Genomic DNA, 14,905 nt, shown 5'->3' on the forward strand with positions numbered 1-14,905 from the left:
ACAGCTTTTTTTGAAAATAAGCTAACTTTTTTCTGGGTCGTCGATTATCTCTGAAGCACACAACAGCATCAGAGTTTCGCCATCGGCCGCCATCATAGGCAAAAATATGTTTTCAGTGAAGAAAACAACTTCATTTTCATCACAACATTTAAAAATGGAAAAAAGCGGCTCCCGAGCTAAAGCAGCTTTGCGAAAAGCTTCGCCGCGCCAACGTCCCTCAGGAGGAGTTTTAGAAAGCTGAATACCTGTGTAGTCTTTACCAAAGATTGCAACAAGCCCCGTACCAAACAAGCGCATGGTGAAGTCTGAAGCGCCTTCATGCACATCAAGTACATAGATGTACGGCAAATCAACCGTCATCTCTCGTGGATCAAAAGCGTGGCGATCAGGGATACTTGTTTGCCCTTCCGCACATTTTGTTTTCCACAGTTCATACAGTTTAACAGGAATTGGTGCTTCTGGCGCATCTAGGTATTTTACGATACCACCATCAATTCCAACAGGCTTGATATCAACTTTCGGTAACATAGCACTCCCACATGCCCCCAACAATCGGCATACATGAACAGATCGCCCACCATTATTCGCGAAAGTTATTAAAAAAGCGCTACCAAAGAGGCAGCGCTTTAAGAAGTTTAAAGTCTCTCGTTTGACCTATTCGCCAAACACACGTTTGAAAATCGTATCTACATGTTTGGTGTGGTAATCCATATTGAAGAGCTCATCCAGCTCTTCCGCGGAAACCTTGCTTGTTACAGTTTCGTCCGCTTTAAGAAGATCAAGAAGCTGCAGTTCGCCGCGGCTATCCCACACTTTCATCGCGTTTTCCTGCACAAGGCGGTATGCATCTTCGCGGCTAACACCAGCTTGCGTTAGTTCAAGCAGTACACGCTGGCTATTTGGCAGGCCGCCCATCTTGTTCATGTTATCCAGCATGTTATCTGGATATACCAGAAGCTGGTCCATCACGTTTGTGAGACGCGCAAGTGAGAAATCAAGGGCTACTGTTGCATCTGGGCCAATATAACGCTCAACAGATGAGTGCGAGATATCCCGTTCATGCCACAGCGCCACATTTTCCATCGCCGGAATACACATAGCGCGGATATAGCGGGCCTGACCTGTCAGGTTTTCTGTAAGGATCGGGTTCTTCTTATGCGGCATCGCAGAAGAGCCTTTTTGACCTTTTGAGAAATATTCCTGCGCTTCAAGAACTTCTGTACGCTGAAGGTGACGAACCTCAACAGCAAGTCGTTCAATACAGCTTGCAATCACACCGAGCACAGAGAAATACATCGCATGGCGGTCACGTGGGATAACCTGTGTGGAAACAGGCTCGATAGTAAGACCCATTTTCTCTGCCACATGCTCTTCCACAAACGGATCAATGTTTGCAAATGTACCAACTGCGCCAGAAATTGCACATGTTGCCACTTCAGCACGAGCATCTTTCATCCGCTTCAAGCAGCGATCAAATTCAGCATATGCCTGTGCCATCTTGAGGCCGAATGTTACCGGTTCAGCGTGAATACCATGGCTACGACCAATACATACTGTATATTTATGCTCTTCCGCACGGCGCTTAAGAACCACGAGAAGCTTCTCAAGGTCTTCGATGATGATATCCGCCGCCTGCATAAGCTGTACAGAAAGACAGGTATCCAGAACATCAGAAGATGTCATACCTTGGTGAACGAAACGTGCTTCATCACCCACATGTTCAGCTAGGTTCGTAAGGAACGCGATTACATCGTGTTTTACTTCACGCTCAATCTCGTCAATACGGGCAACTTCAAACTTACCACGTTCCCAAACAGCTTTTGCAGCTGATTCAGGGATACGGCCAAGCTTAGCGTTTGCATCACAAGCGTGCGCTTCAATTTCGAACCAAATGCGGAAACGGTTTTCCGCCTCCCAAATGTCTGCCATTTGTTTACGTGAGTAACGAGGGATCATGTGTCCAGTTCCTATAACGAGTGGTGCGGAATATTTATGCCGCCGCTCTAACAGAAACGGGCCTCAATCGCAAGCAACACTTCACTATCACATGACCCTACGCTTCATTAACGCCAGCAACACCATCTTCGATTACATAAGACTTCAATGTACGTGCCTTGAGATCGCGTTTCCTCACGTCATCGACCACTCGCAAATCTGTACGCCATTCTTTTTTATCAAGGGTTGCGAGCGTGTACCCGCGGTGGCGGCCTTCATAGAGCTTGATGTGTGGGTTATCCACAAGCGTTGCTGTGTTGCGGTCATGATACCAGTTACCGCTGGTGATAGATGTCGTCACAAACTCACTTGCTAAAGTTTTGGACTCTGGATTGTTAAAATCCTTTTTCACATCACACACATATGTCGCATGTACATCACCGCCAATAATAACTGGATTCGATACGTTACGCTGCTCAATCGTATTCAAAACTCTGTCGCGAGAAACAGTATAGCCATCCCAATATTCACTGCCGTGCTCTGAACCAGCGCCCACTCTATAATCATGCTGTGAGAAAAGCATCCCTTGCGCGAGAACATTCCACTGAGCACGTGAACGCCCTAACCCTCGCAGTAACCAGCGCTCTTGCTCTTCTCCTAGAATGGTGCGGTTTGGATCAAATCGCTCCTCACACAACTGTCCATCAATGATTTTCCAGCCACCGTTATCTGGTGTTTGGCAGGGTTGATCTGTTCTGTACTGACGGGTATCGAGCATGTTTATTTCAAGCAAATCACCAACAACGGTACGCTGATAAATTCTGCTATCTGGCCCCATTGGGCGTGCTGCTGCCCGTAATGGCATGTGTTCATAGTAAGCTTTATAAGCTGCTGCCCGGCGTTTTAAGAAGGCAGGTACGGGTTCATAATTTTCACCCTGGTCAGCGGCATAATCATTCGCCACTTCATGATCATCCCATGTCATCAGCCAACTTGTATGCGCATGCCCGGCCTGAAGGTCTGGATCAAGCTTGTAGGTCGCATGAAGTTGTCGGTAATCTGTTAGGCTATGCGCCTCTGTAATTGGAACACGGCGCGTATTAAAACCGCCATAGCTCTTCTCATAAATATAATCCCCAAGGTGGACAATAAGGTCTGCCTCTTCAGCGATCATATCTCTGTAAGCTTTAAAGAAACCTGCTTCAAATTCTTGGCAAGAGGCAAAAGCAAAACGGAACTTGTCAACGGCAGCGCCAATAGCAGGCGTCGTAATAGCCCGGCCTACAGGGCTGATTTCATCACCTGCCTTAAATCGGTACCAGTACGGTCGGCCAGCTTGAAGGCCCGTTACATCTACATGAACAGCATGCGCATTTTCAGGATAGGCAACTACAGTCCCGCGCTGCGCAATTTTGCGGAAGTTTTCATCTTCTGCAATCTCATACCCCACGGGAATAGGCTCACTCCCCGTAGCAGCAGCATCAAGTGGAGATGGTGCCAGACGTGTCCAAAGGACAAAACCTGTTGGCAGAGGATCCCCAGACGCCACTCCCAGTTTAAAAGGATAATCCAAAAATCTTGCTTTACCGGTTATCCAGGGAACCGCCATAACCGGGCTCGCAAAAGCTGCTGCACCGAGCAGGCTGGCTGATTTCAAAAGGCTACGCCGTGTAAGTACCATGATGCATCTCTACCAATTTCACAAATCACACGAAACTTACGGCAAATACCGATAAATACAAAAGAAACTTTGATGAACCGTTTGCAGTAATTCTGCATAAAGCCTTCACATCGCAAGCTTGTGATCACCCTTCATAGCATTATTGACAGAACCTCCACACCTGCTGTGTTATGCTAACACTCATGATTATTGAGGGAGGATATCATGCGACTGGCGTTTAGCCTGCTAGCGTCTATTTTGCTTAGCGTTTCTGCGTTTGCAGACACGCTCATTTCAAATGTAACAGCCATCACCATGAAGGGCGATGAGGTTATTGAAGGGGCTTATGTTTATATTCGCGGTGACAGGATCGAATATATCGGCAATGGGCGCTATGACCCCAAAGACGCTTCGAATTTAGAAATCATAGACGGCACAGGAAAATTCCTGATCCCCGGCTTGGCCGAGATGCACGGACATCTTCCTCAAGGGGCAGCTAACTCACAACAAGCCAAAGATACTCTATTCCTATACCTAGCTGGCGGCGTTACCACCGTACGCGGTATGCTGGGTAACCCTGTTCAATTCGAAATGCGGCAGATGATAAAAGAGGGTGTGCTTGATGGCCCTACACTTTATCTTGCTGCACCGAGCTTGAATGGCAGCACAGTGAGTTCACCGGAGCAAGGTGCACAACTCGTTGAACGCTATAAAAATGAAGGATGGGATCTTCTTAAAATCCACCCTGGCCTAACGCTTAAAGAATATGATTCAATCGCAAAGAAAGCTCATGAAGTTGGCATCGGCTTTGGTGGTCATGTGCCAGCAGACGTTGGCCTTATTCATGCTCTCAACAAAGGGCAAGCATCTATCGACCATATGGATGGTTTCATTCAATTGGCTGGAGGTTCTGACGAACGCTTATCTGACGAACAGATTAGACATGTTGTTGAACAGTATAATAACGCGTTCAAGTCGTGGATTGTGCCCACCCAACCGCTATTCAACATCCTTATCGGCGGTGGTGATGTTATCCGCCTTAATCGCCGCTTTGAAAATAAATATGTTTCACCAGAGACACGGGGTAATTGGCATAACCGCATTAAAGCGATCAACAGACGCGCGAATTCCTATATCAAAGATAACCGGAACCGGATGCTGGCAGAACTATATAAATCAGGCGCAAACATAGTGCTGGGCAGTGATGCACCACAACTGTATAGCGTGCCAGGTTTCTCTATCTGGCGCGAGATTGAAGCCCTTATCAAAGCTGGTGTTACACCAGAAGATATGCTCGTGATTGGCACCCGCAATGCCGGAGATTACTTTAAAGGTAAAGATCGGTTTGGCACCATTCAGGCAGGTATGCGTGCCGACCTTTTACTTTTAGATGCCAACCCGCTTGAAAACTCTAAAAACCTTTTCAAACAAGCTGGGGTAATGGCTGCGGGCCGCTGGTATAGCCGTGCCGATATTGATGCAAAACTCGCAGATATCGCTGCACGTAACAAATAAAGATTAGAGGGTTGCATATGCAGCCCTCTTTCGTTCTTATCCTATAAGAGTAAAATTACTATCCATTCCAGCATCTCTTGTTGGGACAATCGCTTGGTAGTCATCAGAATTATACCAAGCTTTTGCTTTTTCCTTACTTGGGAAAGAAATCAGAACTTTTACAGGCTTACCTAATTCTCCGGTCAATATTTCAGCCGGCCCTTTAGCAATAAACTCACCGCCATAGGCAGCAACGAGCGGTGCCGCAAGCGCGCTATACTCAGCCATTTTTTCAGGATTTTTAGGTTCCAGTTCCACAATTACATAAGCAGTCATTTCAAGCTCCATTAGTGAATGATCTTGAAGCTTATTTATGGAGAGCTAATATATTTAACAATATGCAATAATAAGACATAGTGTTTAATATTATGAACAATATAAAACTTACATCTGATTTACTGATTTTCGCTGAAGTTGCACAGCAGCTTTCGTTCACAAGCGCTGCAAAACAGTTAAACCTCAGCAAGGCTGCTGTTAGCCTCAGCATTTCCCGTTTGGAAAAAGAACTGGGGATGCAGCTCATGATCAGAAGCACACGAAAGATATCCCTGACACCTTTCGGAGCAAAGCTTGCGGTAAGTTGTTCCGCACTCAATTCGCAGGTAAATGAAACTCTCCAAGACATTCATAAAGAACAAACAAAGCCAACTGGCCCTCTTTCAATCACAGCTCCTTATTCCTTAGAAACCAGTGTATTACTGCCGTCTTTAAAACAGTTCGCAGAAGAATATCCAGATATTACACCGCAGCTTAACATCACTGATGCTCCGCTAGATTTGATCGATGATAATATAGACATCGCGCTTTTCAGCGGCACTCTACCCGACAGTGACTACCGCGCTCTTCGTCTTCCACCTCTCAAAGAACAATTATTCGCAACACCAGAATTCATAGAAAAACTCTCAATAGATAACCGCCTAACAAAACTAGGAGGCATGCCATGGGCCAAGGCTCCGTGGCAAAAGGAGACTATAGAATTGTTTCAACGAGACAGCAGGCTCGCTATCACCCCTAAACGCACCAGTGAATGTAACTCGTTAAGCTCAGCTATTCATCTTGCCCTACATGACTTAAGCTTCGTTTTCGCACCTAAAATTGCGGTTACCCAGTATCTGCTCACAGGAAAACTGAAAGCGATAGCACCTGAATACTCAGGGAAAGAATGGCCACTTTATTTCCTACATGGCTACAAAAGAGAAAAGCCCGCTCATATCAGCAGGCTTTATGACTTGATTAATTTACATATGCGGCGATCAACCGCTGTGTGATTATTGGTTCACTTTAAACCGGTTAAAGCACAAGCCAATTGCGTTGCCGTAACCAAGCGGCATATCACCAATTTCATCCACACCTTCAGGGCACAGGAATTTACCCCAGATATGCTCATCTGAAAGCTTCACTTCCATTTTTTTGGCTTTTTTCTTTAGGTGCGCTTCAAATACAATTACCAAGCGGTCGCCCAGCGATTTATTGGTTTTCACCCAGCTGGTTACGAACTGAAAGTTCTTGGCTTTAAAGCCAACTTCTTCCTTAAGTTCACGTTCCATAGCCTCAAAAAGGTTTTCACCCTTCTCTACCTTACCTCCTGGTAAGTCAACGATGCCGCTGCTTTTACGGAGTACAAGCACTTTGCCGTCCTTTGAAACAACAACGACTTTCGCGGAAACAGGTAGGTTTTCCAAATCCGTTTTGGATTCTTCGATTTGCTGCCAATACACCCTGAGCTCTCCAAAGCTTGATTATAAAAGCCCGAGTTTTTTAAAACTGGTCTGCCCGAACTTCCCAATAATGATATGGTCATGTACCTGTATTGAGAGCTTACCACAAGCTTCTTTAATTTCCTGTGTCATCACCATATCAGCTTTACTGGGCGTTGGATCACCGGAGGGGTGATTGTGAACAAGGATCAACGCTGACGCATCGTTCTGAAGTGCTGATTTCAGCACCTCCCGCGGATACACAGCCGTTTGGTCAACCGTCCCTTCACTAAGCGTTTCATCGGCAATGAGGGTATTTTTACGGTCCAGAAACAATACTCGGAATTGTTCACGTGTCAGATGGGCCATTGCCCCCTGAAGATAGTTTTGAACGGCTGCCCAATTGGAAAGAACCGGTTTTTCCTTTGCTTGTTCCCTCGAGAGATACAGCGCTGAAGCTTGAACAGATTTAATTGCTGCTACTGCGGTTTCACCAAGTCCCGGTGCGGCGCGCAATGCTTCCACATCAGCGGAGAGAACAGCAGCGTAACTGCCAAAGCGAGCAATTAGTTCTTTTGCTAGGGGTTTCACATCCCGCCGGGGAATGGCGAGGAAAAGAATAAGTTCCAGAAGTTCATAATCAGGCAAGCCTTCCGGTCCACCCTTTAAAAACCGCTCTCGCAAGCGGGCCCGGTGCCCGCTCCGATGATCTTTTTTGGCTTCTTCCCCCATAAGCAGCCTTTATTCCTTCTTAATCGAGTGCGTAAGGTGGGAATTCCCACCCTTTAGGAGATTTGGTGAAGACCTCATAGCCATCCTCGGTTACAGCAAGCGTATGTTCGAACTGCATCGACAATGATTTATCCCGTGTCACAGCTGTCCAGCCATCTCCTAGTACTTTACAAGCTGGTTTACCCGCATTCACCATAGGTTCAATTGTAAAGAACATACCCGGTTTAAGCTCAGGGCCTGAACCTTTAGTGCCGTAATGCATAACGCTTGGTTCATCATGGAATACCTGCCCGATACCGTGACCACAGAAATCACGAACAACGCTGTAGCGGTGTGCTTCCACATGCTCCTGAATGGCGGCACCGATATCACCGAGATGCGCGCCAGGCTTTACAACCTCAATACCCTTCCACAGGGCCTCAAACGTTACCTGACACAAGCGCTTTGGTAATAATTTTGGTTCACCGACAAAGAACATACGGCTTGTATCACCAAACCAACCATCCAGAATAACTGTCACATCAATATTAAGCGTATCGCCATTCTTAAGTTTCTTTGGCCCGGGAATACCGTGGCAAATCACATGGTTAATGGATGTACAAATTGATTTTGGAAATCCACGATAATTAAGCGGCGCTGGTGTAGCACCATTCTTAAGAATAAAATCATGGCAGAGCGTGTTCAATTCTTCGGTTGTAATGCCCGGCTGAACATGTGGTGTTATAAAATCAAGAGTTTCAGCGGCCAAGCGACCAGCAGCGCGCATACCTTCAAATGCCTCAGGGCCATATAACTTAATAGCGCCTGTGCGGGATGACGGTGCCGTTGCTGCATCAACATATGTCATTTCAAATAAACCTTACTATTCGAGGCATCTTAAAGCTTTACGGGAAGCGTGCCTTTTACTGTAATTCCTTGCGGTGAAAGTTCGCATGTATAACAAAGAACCTCAACACCAGCTTTTACCGCTTCTCTTAGCGTATTTGCATATGTCGGGTCAATTTCATCTGCTGGTGCGAAATATTCACAGTCACTACGGCCAACCAAATACATCATAACGGCACGGTGCCCCTCTTTCACCATATCCATCAGTTCGTTTAGGTGCTTGGTACCACGTGCGGTTACACTATCAGGAAAAATGGCCCCTTTGCCTTCTTTCAGGGTAACACTCTTTACCTCAACATAACACAGGCCCGGCCCTTCGAGCAGAATATCAATTCGACTGTTGCCGCCATATTTTACTTCTCGTCGCATGCTTTCCAAGCCTTGAAGCTCAACAACAGTGCCATCTGCAATAGCTTCTTCTACAAGCGCATTAGGACGAGATGTATTGATATTAACTAGACTGGACCCCACATCGACCAGCTCCCACCGCCAATCAAGCTTTGCTTTTGGATTGTTATTCGGAGAAAGGTAAACCGTATTCCCTTCATCCTTTAGTCCTAACATGGAACCTGAATTTGCGCAGTGAGCCGTAACGACTTCACCGGTTTCAAGCTCAACATCAGCTAAAAATCGCTTGTAGCGTTTAATTAAAGTACCTTTGGTTAAGGCGATATCGTAAATCATAGTCGTTTAATATTTCTGTAATATTTATTTAACAAATTACCCAAGGCGGCATTATTGACTAATTGGTCAAGGTCTGTAATCTCGCTGCTACAAACATATTTGGACAACTGTGTCTTGTGTGCGTCAAAGAGGAATAACGCATATTTAAAGGCCGCTGTTCAAGAATAAATTATAATGAATGGCTCAGTAAGGACTAACTCATGAAAGCAACTAGACGCCTAGGTCTCCTAGGATCAGTAGCCCTGTTGGCATGTGCTCCTGGCATTTCCCCCGTTTCTGCGCAAGATAGCTCTCAAGCAACTGATAATGTACTCGAGGAAATCCTCGTTACAACGGCTCGTAAGCGTCAGGAATCTATTTTTGACTCCCCAACATCCCTAACATCTTTTGGTGAAACAGGCCTGAAGGCTCTGAACGTAAGTAACCTTGACGATGTTGGGAAGTACGTACCTAACTTAAACGTATCGCGTTTTGGTGTTGGTAACACATCGGCTGCCGCAGTATTTATCCGCGGCATTGGTATTCAGGATCACCTAATCACCACAGACCCAGGCGTTGGTGTTTATATTGATGGTGTATATCTTGGTCGCCAGATGGGCTCTAACCTTACACTGAAAAACATTGAACGCGTTGAGGTTCTTCGTGGCCCTCAAGGTACACTTTATGGCCGAAACACCCTTGGTGGCGCTGTAAATATCGTGACACGTCGCCCAGGTGATGAAGAAGGCGTTGAAGTAGACGCAACAATCGGTACTCGCGAACGTTATGCTGCTGGTTTTTATGCAAACACACGCCTTTCAGACAATTTCGCAGTTTCCCTTACAGGTAACTTCAAGCACCGTGGTGGTGTTGGTGAAGCAGTAAATCTGCCAAACCCAGAAGCTGAAATTGGTGAAGAAAAAGAGTTCAGTGGCCGTGTTGCAGCTCTTTGGGATGTATCTGACGATTTCTCCCTTCTCTTCGCATTTGACGGTGTAGACAACAACTCTGGCCAATCACCATACACTATTGAAATTATTGGTGACCCGGTTCCAGGTTTTGGCCTCCCAACACTAACAGCAGCTGATTTGCCTGCTGACCCAGATGATCTAGCGACAACTGTTCCAGGCATCGAAAGCACTTCAAGCAACGGTGTTGGTGCCTCTGTTACTGCCGAATGGGCAATGACAGAAAACCTTGATGCTAAACTCATCGGTAGCTGGCGCAGAACAGAATATACTGGTGGCCTGGACGATGATGCCACAGCCTTCAATCTCTCTGAATTCCCTGAAACAGGTGAAGCTGAGCAGTATAGCGTTGAGCTACAGGTAAATGGTTCCTGGGATAACTTCGACCTTGTAACTGGCCTCTTCTATTTTAATGAAGATGGTGAAAACTTCTCTGGCCCGTTTAACTTCGCTCCGTTCAACGGTGCGGTTGATACAATCGGCACAATCGCAAATGGTGATTTCTTCGAACTTGCACAGGAAACAGATGCAATCGCTATTTACGCTAACGGTTCATACCATGTAACCGAACAGCTAACGATCGGTGGTGGTCTTCGTTATTCTGATGATAGCAAAGAAGCGAACGCCCTATTCCCAAGCTTTGGCGGTGTACGCGACTTTGAAGAAGTTGATTCAAGCGCTGTAACCTGGGATGCCAACATCAATTACTCAATTGATGAAAAAACATCTGTATATGCAACAGTTGCACGTGGTTACCAAACAGGTGGTGTACCTCCTCGTCCGTTCGGCGGTGAAGCACAGTTTGATCCGTTTGATGAAGTAACAGCAATTAACTATGAAATTGGTTTCAAGAGCCAAATCACAGATAACTTCCTGTTACTCGCTTCTGCTTTCACAACAAACTACAATGATTTCGTTGTACAGGTTTCAGAACCTCAAGCAGGCGGTTTCGTTACACGTGCCGGTAACGCAGCGAAAGCACGCGGCCGTGGTTTCGAACTGGAAACTAAAACTTCCTTCGATAATGGCTTCTACATCAACACAAGCATTGGCTATCTTGATGCAGAAATTCGTGAGCTTGAAGGTGAAGTACTTGGTATTTCAGTAGGCGATAAACTACCGCTTGCTCCTGAGTGGACCATTTCTGCTGTAACAGGCTACCGTACAGTTCTTTCAAACGGCGCTGAGCTAAGTTTCCAGGCTGATTATTCATTCCGCGACGATATGTTCGGTCAGGTTGTTAATTCAGAAACTGAGCTCTTAGAGGCTCGTGATCTGTTTGGCTTCAACATTCAGTATCTCAGCGAAGATGGTACGTGGAGCATCGATCTATACGGTGAAAACGTATTCAATGAAGTTTATGACCAAGGTCGTTTGAACAACACATTCCACGGTTTCGTTGGCGTTGTTCGCAGTAATGACCGCAGTGAATTTGGCCTGCGCTTCACAAAGCGCTTTGGCGGCCTTTAGAAAATAAATCCTCAGGTAGGGTTGCGATAGCCCTACCTGAGGAAACAAAACCCAATCAAGACGTGGTGTTTTCGCAACAGTTCCAGACGCAGGAAACCCTCAGCCTCCCTTGATTGTTAAATTTGCGTGGCAATTCAGTGACACTTATGCACACTGTCGCGCGTGAATAAGTGGGGACATTGAAGTCTGTTAGGTTTTGCTTCACCCCGCCCTAAAGCAATTAGTTTTAGTTTAAATTGCCTTTGAATAAGGAAACACACATGAACAATACGCCACTTTCAAAAGTAGCCAAGCTGGCTCTGGGCTGTTCTATGCTTGCACTGACAACCGGTGCAGTTTCAGCGCAAGAACTTGCTCTTGAAGAAATCGTTGTAACCGCGCAAAAGCGTGAGCAGAGCTTCCAGGATGTTCCGATTTCTATCACAGCAATCGGTGGTGAAAAGCTGAATAACTTCTCCGCTGGTGGTGAAGATATTCGTCTTCTTTCCTCACGCGTACCAGGCCTGAACGCTGAATCATCAAACGGCCGTGTAGCACCACGTTTTTACCTGCGTGGTCTCGGTAACACAGACTTTGATCTAGCAGCTTCACAGCCAGTATCTGTAATTGTTGATGACGTGGTAATGGAAAACGTAATTCTGAAGAGCTTCCCGCTTTTCGACGTTGACCGTGTAGAAGTACTTCGTGGCCCACAGGGAACACTCTTTGGCCGCAACACACCTGCTGGCATCATCAAATTCGATACACGTAAGCCTACTCAAGAAACTGAAGGCTATGTATCTGCAAGTTATGGCTCGTTTGGCACGACAACTGTAGAAGCTGCTCTCGGCGGTGGTATTTCTGAAAAAGTTTCTGCTCGTGTTTCTGGTCTATACCAGCGCCGTGGTGACTATATTGACAATGGTTTCACAGGCGAACGTGATGCTCTAGGCGGCTTTGATGAAAAAGCGGCACGTCTACAGCTTCAGTTTGATCCAACGGACAATTTCCGCGCACTTGCAAATGTTCACGTACGTTCCATTGAAGGTACAGCTGCTGTATTCCGCGCAAACATCCTGACAACAGGTAGCAACGATCTGAATGATAACTTCGATCGCGACACTGTTTTCTTTGATGATGAAGCAAATAACCCTCAAGAATATGACCAGTGGGGCACAAGCCTGAAACTGGAGTATGACCTTGAGAACGGCATGAGCATTACATCTGTAACTGCATATGAAAACGCAGAAGGTTTCAGCCGCGGCGATATCGATGGCGGTAACCCAACCGGCCCTGGCGTTATCCCATTCCAATCAGCAACACAAGATGGCCTTGATGATCTGGACCAGTTCACTCAAGAACTTCGTCTATCTCAACAGGCAACTGACAATCTCTTCTATCAAGTAGGCTTCTACTACTTCGATGGTGATTTCACAGTTCGTACACGTCCGTTCTTTGTACCTGACTCAACTGTTCGCCACCAGAACGAAACATGGGCGGTATTTGGTCAAGTTGCTTATGACTTCACTCAGGACACTACTCTAACAGTTGGTATTCGCTACACAGACGACGAAAAAACAGCTGATGCATTCTCAGGTGCATTTGATTCACAGCTTCCAACTGTTGAGCTAGACGGCAATCACGTTAGCTGGGACGCAGCCGTGAACCACGTTGTAAACGACGATCTCTCTGTTTACGCCCGTGTTGCAAGCGGTTTCCGCGCACCAACAATTCAGTCTCGTGACGTAGCATTCTTCGGTGTTCCAACAACAGCGCCTGAAGAAACAATCATTTCTTACGAAGCTGGTTTCAAAGCGGTGCTCGCTGAAAACACACTTCGCTGGAATGGTGCTGTATTCTACTATGATGTATCTGATCTTCAGGTAACTGCTGTTGGTGGTGCTGATAACAGTGTACGCCTTGAAAGCCTTGAAGAAGTTATTGGTTACGGTTTCGAGACAGACATTGAATGGCTAGCTTCTGAGAACCTGACGATCACCGCTGGTGTTGGTTATGCTAATACAGAAATCAACGATACAAACATCCGTATCCCAACATGTGGCTCGCAGCAGTGTACAGTAACGAACCCTGTTGATGCGAACGGCTTTGCTATCATCGACGGAAACCCGCTACCACAGGCACCTGACTGGACAGTTAACTTCACAGCTGACTATCACCAGCCAGTAGGCGACGATGGCGAATTCTTCATCTTTGCAGATTATGCTCTACAAGGTGATACGAACCTGCTTCTTTATGCAGCAGAAGAATTCAACACAAGCGGCAACTTTGAGCTTGGTCTACGCACAGGTTACCGCTGGAACGACGGTCAGTATGAAGTAGCTGTGTTTGGCCGTAACGTAACAAACGAAGCAAACCTTAAAGGTATTATCGACTTCAACAACAACACTGGTTTTGTAAACGAGCCACAAGTGTTTGGTGTTTCTTTCGGTGCACGTTTCTAAGCTAAACGCTTAATCTAAAATTTAAGACGGGAGCCTTTGTGGCTCCCGTTTTTTTTATAAAAAAAGCCCAACCTGAACGGCCGGGCTTTTTCTTTAAACTTTAAAGCATTCTAGGCGATACGCAGCGTATGTGCTCCATCAACAGGAAGAGCAACACCAGTGGTAAAGCTGCTTGCAGGGCTTGCAAACATCAGCATGCTTGGTACCAATTCAGCTAACTCCCCGTGACGCTTGGCTGGCGTCGCTTTCAGCATACGCTGCCCCAGATCACTCTCAAGGAACTTATCATTGATTTCGGTTTTAAAATAACCCGGGCAAAGCGCATTCACGCGAATGCCAAAGCGTTGCCACTCAAGCGCCATTACCTTGGTCATCTGAATTACGCCAGCCTTGCTTGTGGCATAAGTAAGCTGCTGTGGGCCAACCATAAGACCAAGAACAGATGCGGTATTGATGATCGAGCCACCCTTGCCTGCCGCCTGCATCCTGCGCGCTGCTTCCGTTCCAACACGCCACATCCCCTTCAGATTGGTTTCCATTGTGATATCCCAATCCTCTTCCGTATCATCAAGCGCATATTTAGGGCGCCCGATACCAGCGTTGTTACAGATAATAGTAACAGTACCAATCGCTTCCTCCGCAGCGTCAAATGCAGCACGAACACTATCACCACTAGTTACATCAAGCGCAACGGCCAGAGTTTTACGGCCAGTTTCTGCCGCAATATCATCTGCAAGTTTCTGGATACGGTCAGTGCGGCGTGCACCAAGCACAACATTTGCCCCCGCTTTAGCGAGCGCTGACGCGAATTCAGCCCCGATACCTGAAGAAGCTCCAGCCACAAGTGCCACTTGCCCCTCAAGGCTGAATATATTTGTTAGAAAATCATTAGACATATTC

At 46.4% G+C, this 14,905-nt stretch carries 13 protein-coding genes; 4 read left to right on the forward strand and 9 right to left on the reverse strand.

Going from position 1 to position 14,905, the window contains the following annotated elements:
* Positions 1-21 precede the first annotated feature (21 nt).
* From KFE96_RS13200 to KFE96_RS13210, 3 genes are all read right to left on the reverse strand, one after another.
* Complete coding sequence (locus KFE96_RS13200; protein ID WP_255833023.1) at positions 22-528, reverse strand: PAS domain-containing protein; 507 nt, start codon at positions 526-528, stop codon at positions 22-24.
* A 126-nt stretch (positions 529-654) separates the two neighbouring features.
* A complete protein-coding gene (gene purB / locus KFE96_RS13205) occupies positions 655-1,956 on the reverse strand; it encodes an adenylosuccinate lyase (protein WP_255833024.1) in 1,302 nt (433 codons plus the stop codon).
* A 97-nt stretch (positions 1,957-2,053) separates the two neighbouring features.
* Positions 2,054-3,616 carry an alkaline phosphatase gene (locus KFE96_RS13210; RefSeq protein WP_255833025.1) on the reverse strand — a complete coding sequence of 521 codons (1,563 nt, stop codon included), beginning with the start codon at positions 3,614-3,616 and terminating at the stop codon, positions 2,054-2,056.
* A gap of 204 nt (positions 3,617-3,820) precedes the next feature.
* Between KFE96_RS13210 and KFE96_RS13215 the strand changes: the two genes are divergently transcribed.
* Positions 3,821-5,110 (forward strand): amidohydrolase family protein, encoded by a 1,290-nt coding sequence (locus KFE96_RS13215; protein ID WP_255833026.1) that lies wholly within the window; start codon positions 3,821-3,823, stop codon positions 5,108-5,110.
* A gap of 36 nt (positions 5,111-5,146) precedes the next feature.
* Here the strand turns inward: KFE96_RS13215 and KFE96_RS13220 are convergent, their stop codons facing one another.
* Complete coding sequence (locus tag KFE96_RS13220) at positions 5,147-5,425, reverse strand: DUF1330 domain-containing protein (RefSeq protein ID WP_247021227.1); 279 nt, start codon at positions 5,423-5,425, stop codon at positions 5,147-5,149.
* Positions 5,426-5,517: 92 nt separating this feature from the next.
* On the opposite strand from KFE96_RS13220, the gene KFE96_RS13225 reads away from it, so the two are divergent.
* Positions 5,518-6,417 carry a LysR family transcriptional regulator gene (locus KFE96_RS13225; RefSeq protein WP_255833027.1) on the forward strand — a complete coding sequence of 300 codons (900 nt, stop codon included), beginning with the start codon at positions 5,518-5,520 and terminating at the stop codon, positions 6,415-6,417.
* On the opposite strand, the gene KFE96_RS13230 is transcribed toward KFE96_RS13225, so the two are convergent.
* The 4 genes from KFE96_RS13230 to sfsA are packed head-to-tail and all read right to left on the reverse strand — an operon-like array spanning position 6,418 to position 9,147.
* Positions 6,418-6,867 carry an NUDIX hydrolase gene (locus KFE96_RS13230; RefSeq protein ID WP_255833028.1) on the reverse strand — a complete coding sequence of 150 codons (450 nt, stop codon included), beginning with the start codon at positions 6,865-6,867 and terminating at the stop codon, positions 6,418-6,420.
* Between the two features lie 21 nt (positions 6,868-6,888).
* Positions 6,889-7,578, reverse strand: coding sequence for a DNA repair protein RadC (gene radC / locus KFE96_RS13235; protein WP_247021222.1), 690 nt, complete (start codon positions 7,576-7,578; stop codon positions 6,889-6,891).
* 19 nt (positions 7,579-7,597) lie between these two features.
* Positions 7,598-8,425, reverse strand: a complete 828-nt coding sequence (map, locus tag KFE96_RS13240) for a type I methionyl aminopeptidase (protein ID WP_255833030.1) — start codon at positions 8,423-8,425, stop codon at positions 7,598-7,600.
* A gap of 29 nt (positions 8,426-8,454) precedes the next feature.
* Positions 8,455-9,147, reverse strand: a complete 693-nt coding sequence (gene sfsA, locus KFE96_RS13245; protein WP_255833031.1) for a DNA/RNA nuclease SfsA — start codon at positions 9,145-9,147, stop codon at positions 8,455-8,457.
* A 200-nt stretch (positions 9,148-9,347) separates the two neighbouring features.
* On the opposite strand from sfsA, the gene KFE96_RS13250 reads away from it, so the two are divergent.
* Both KFE96_RS13250 and KFE96_RS13255 read left to right on the forward strand, forming a co-directional pair.
* The gene (locus KFE96_RS13250; RefSeq protein WP_255833032.1) at positions 9,348-11,564 is read left to right on the forward strand and encodes a TonB-dependent receptor; all 2,217 of its coding nucleotides are present in this window, start codon (positions 9,348-9,350) and stop codon (positions 11,562-11,564) included.
* Between the two features lie 260 nt (positions 11,565-11,824).
* Entirely contained in the window at positions 11,825-14,005 is a 2,181-nt protein-coding gene (locus KFE96_RS13255) for a TonB-dependent receptor (protein ID WP_255833033.1), read from the forward strand.
* Positions 14,006-14,115: 110 nt separating this feature from the next.
* On the opposite strand, the gene KFE96_RS13260 is transcribed toward KFE96_RS13255, so the two are convergent.
* Positions 14,116-14,901, reverse strand: coding sequence for an SDR family NAD(P)-dependent oxidoreductase (locus KFE96_RS13260; RefSeq protein ID WP_255833034.1), 786 nt, complete (start codon positions 14,899-14,901; stop codon positions 14,116-14,118).
* Between the last annotated feature and the right edge of the window lie 4 nt (positions 14,902-14,905).

The sequence above is a fragment of the Kordiimonas sp. SCSIO 12603 genome (genome assembly GCF_024398035.1).
Lineage (GTDB): Bacteria > Pseudomonadota > Alphaproteobacteria > Sphingomonadales > Kordiimonadaceae > Kordiimonas.

Coding starts and splice junctions, on each gene's coding strand:
- KFE96_RS13200 (WP_255833023.1), bottom strand. CDS start 528: ATGTTACCGAAAGTTGATATCAAGCCTGTTGGAATTGATGGTGGTATC.
- purB (WP_255833024.1), bottom strand. CDS start 1,956: ATGATCCCTCGTTACTCACGTAAACAAATGGCAGACATTTGGGAGGCG.
- KFE96_RS13210 (WP_255833025.1), bottom strand. CDS start 3,616: ATGGTACTTACACGGCGTAGCCTTTTGAAATCAGCCAGCCTGCTCGGT.
- KFE96_RS13215 (WP_255833026.1), top strand. CDS start 3,821: ATGCGACTGGCGTTTAGCCTGCTAGCGTCTATTTTGCTTAGCGTTTCT.
- KFE96_RS13220 (WP_247021227.1), bottom strand. CDS start 5,425: ATGACTGCTTATGTAATTGTGGAACTGGAACCTAAAAATCCTGAAAAA.
- KFE96_RS13225 (WP_255833027.1), top strand. CDS start 5,518: ATGAACAATATAAAACTTACATCTGATTTACTGATTTTCGCTGAAGTT.
- radC (WP_247021222.1), bottom strand. CDS start 7,578: ATGGGGGAAGAAGCCAAAAAAGATCATCGGAGCGGGCACCGGGCCCGC.
- map (WP_255833030.1), bottom strand. CDS start 8,425: ATGACATATGTTGATGCAGCAACGGCACCGTCATCCCGCACAGGCGCT.
- sfsA (WP_255833031.1), bottom strand. CDS start 9,147: ATGATTTACGATATCGCCTTAACCAAAGGTACTTTAATTAAACGCTAC.
- KFE96_RS13250 (WP_255833032.1), top strand. CDS start 9,348: ATGAAAGCAACTAGACGCCTAGGTCTCCTAGGATCAGTAGCCCTGTTG.
- KFE96_RS13255 (WP_255833033.1), top strand. CDS start 11,825: ATGAACAATACGCCACTTTCAAAAGTAGCCAAGCTGGCTCTGGGCTGT.
- KFE96_RS13260 (WP_255833034.1), bottom strand. CDS start 14,901: ATGTCTAATGATTTTCTAACAAATATATTCAGCCTTGAGGGGCAAGTG.